At 31.9% G+C, this 2946-nt stretch carries 2 protein-coding genes and 1 pseudogene; all 3 read left to right on the top strand.

The features are described 5' to 3' along the window. Positions 1 to 336 (top strand): annotated as a pseudogene (locus H561_RS24145) (peptidoglycan-binding protein LysM); the annotation flags it as partial. A gap of 19 nt (positions 337 to 355) precedes the next feature. Beyond that, positions 356 to 880: a hypothetical protein gene (locus H561_RS0120130; RefSeq protein WP_027388607.1), complete on the top strand. Its 525-nt coding sequence runs from the start codon at positions 356 to 358 to the stop codon at positions 878 to 880. Between the two features lie 178 nt (positions 881 to 1058). Next, positions 1059 to 1544, top strand: a complete 486-nt coding sequence (locus H561_RS0120125; RefSeq protein ID WP_081411704.1) for a YcxB family protein — start codon at positions 1059 to 1061, stop codon at positions 1542 to 1544. Positions 1545 to 2946 lie beyond the last annotated feature (1402 nt).

Here is a 2946-nt window from a genome sequence, read left to right as displayed (position 1 = left end):
GCCCAGGCCAACGCTTTGAAAGTTACTTCAACAAAGAATTTTAATGTGAAGGTAAAAGCAGGCGGTGCGAGCTTCATGAACGGAACCAATGAAATCCCTGTCAATGTTTTGACCATCAAAACTTCAGCAGCTGCCGGAACGATGGGCGGAACAAAAAGCGCTGTTGTTTTATCGGCAGCGGATCAGACTTTAGTAGCAAATGCTCCGCTTGGAAGCGCCTTAACACTGAATCTGGACTACACCATTCCAGCGGCGAAATCATCATCTTCTGATATCTTAGGTAAGCCGGCCGGAACGTATACACAAACGGTAACTTATACTGCTACTGCTTTATAATAAAAATATTATTTACATCATGAAAAAATTAATTTTTGCCGCTTTCGCTTTTGCAGGATTTATATCATTGAATGCTCAGCAGACAGTAACTTTAAACGTCAGATTAAAGCCTATCCAGACCCTTGTGGTGAATACCACTCAGAAAGTCGTTAACTTAGACTATGTAACCAAAGATGACTATGTAAACGGTGTGTCATCTGTTAATGCTGACCACTTGAATATCTACAGTACCGGAGGATTTCAGGTAAAAGTGAAAAGTGCCAACGCTGCTTTACAGAACGGTGCTAAAAACATCCAGGCCAACACGATCCAGATCAAAGCAAGTGCAGGATCAGAGCCTATTACAGGAGCTCAGTATGCACAGAACACCCAGTTGTCAGCTAACGAAACCACATTGGTTACTTCAGCAATAGGAGGGGTAGATAAAAAAATCAGCATTGAATACAAAGGTGCGGGTGCTAACGCTTACCTGGACAACTATATTGCAGGACAGACTCCTACCGTATATACAACAGAATTAACGTATACTATTATTTCTCAATAAGATAAATTTCTTTTGAAATATTAAAACTAAAAGAGTGTTACAAAATAATTTGTAACACTCTTTTAGTTTCTACTCTGTTTGTGATAATAATTTCTATATTGTGATGACCTATTAAAAATAGTAAAATCTTAATTTTAATTAAAGAATAATACATCAACTTATCTCAAAAAACGATAAAATGAAGTTAAAAGCAAAAGTGACTATCCGACAATATTTAAAAATATTATTTAGCTTAACATATTCAAAGCCAATAATGATATTTCTTGTCTGTTTCGTGTTATTACTCGTGCTTTGGATTGCGCTTTACCACTTAAATATTTTAAATCTTCCAGAACCCGTAATTTATCAATATATCACTTTACTTTTAATTGCTGTGATTCAACCGACCGTTATATTTACTACAATTCTAAGAAATTACTACTCGAGCAATCATTTAAGGGAAACGTTGGATATGAATTTAACCGAAAACGAGATAAAAATCAGAGGCGAATCCTTCTATATGGAAATTCTCTGGTCGAAAATCTATAAGGTAGTTGAAAAGAAAAACTGGTTTCTGATCTATCAAAACAATTTATCTGCGATTTTGATTCCTAAAAGAAATCTATCGCCAGAGCAAATAAAGCAAATTCAAGAAATTTTAGCATCAGTAAAAACTATTAAATGATAAGACCAATGCAATCTGCGCACTACATACACTAAAAAAAGACTTTTTTTCAGTAAGTTGAAGCCTTTTCCCATAACTTAGTTTGTGTTCGAAAGAAACAGATTTTCTCAAAGTCCGCTACTTACTTTAGCCTAGAAACGTAATAATTATTATTGGCAAATCTCAAAAAATGATTAATACATGGTTGCAATTTATGAATTACTTTGCTGAATGTTTGGAGTATTTTACAGCCAGAATATTATTAATTTATTATTTGAATATATTGATTAACAAATTATATAACTGATATATTCAATTTATATATTTAAAATTAATAATCTCAGAAAACGATCCTACTAAATGTCCGGAAGAAATTTATAAGCCATTTGGATTGACCAGGGTCTATTTTACCGTACGCTAAAATTCTGGATAATTATACAGATGAAGAAATTAAAAACATGCCAAAGAAAAATAGTAGATCTAAAACCTACTGTATGAAATATTTTTTTCATCTTTAAAAATCATATTGTTAAATCTTCTTTAGGTATATCGCTGATAAATGATTCGACAACGTTCATAATGGGATCAACTGCATCGGGTAATTTGGTGCTCAAATATTCGTATAAAAAGTCAATGTACTTTTCATTATGGTATTGATACGCTAACCTTATTATATGATCATAAAAGGAAATTATTAAATTCGGCGACATACAATGTCGCCGAATTTTTTATTATAGATTTTGAAATTTATAAAAATTTATATTTAATATATATAACTCTATAAAAATAACAGATTACGTAAAAGAAACCGTGGGTGTTACTTATAGATGAGATTTTGCTGAAATCTGTTTTTTATTAAAAAGACAGCGTATGCTTCATCAATAATATCACCGAAATAGCCTGAAGGATTTCCATTTTCATCTACTGCATTAATGTTAGAATAGTTCCCAAACTCACTTAATTCCAAATTTTAGTGGATAATTTTGGAAATAAATTTAGAAACATAAAATCTGAATAGATCTATTCATTATTCTAATTTCACTACTAATACACTTCATCTTGAAAATAACTTCCTTCTTGTTTATGAATACTTATTAATTTATTTGGTTTAAGTTTATGAAGCTGATTATTTCCAGGATCGGCTAATTCCTTTTTATTCTTTAATCTCTTTCTTCTTTTTTGTTCCATAGATATCATAGATACTTCACTACTTCCACAACCAGAAACAATATTACCATCAAGACCAGCGTTAATAGTAGCTCTATATTTCTTCCATTTTCCCTTTTTTTTCTTAAAAGATTTTGTTAGTGCTTTTCCTCTGACGAAAGTGACCTCCCCCCGATATATGGAACAGTCTAAATTAGAGAAATTTGATTTTTCTGACTGTTAATGATGAATTCATTTGGTGTTAAATTTCCTAACG

This window comes from Chryseobacterium gregarium DSM 19109 (assembly GCF_000430845.1).
Classification (GTDB): domain Bacteria; phylum Bacteroidota; class Bacteroidia; order Flavobacteriales; family Weeksellaceae; genus Chryseobacterium; species Chryseobacterium gregarium.
Note: the sequence above shows the minus strand (reverse complement) of the source record. Positions and strands in the feature narration are given on the sequence as shown.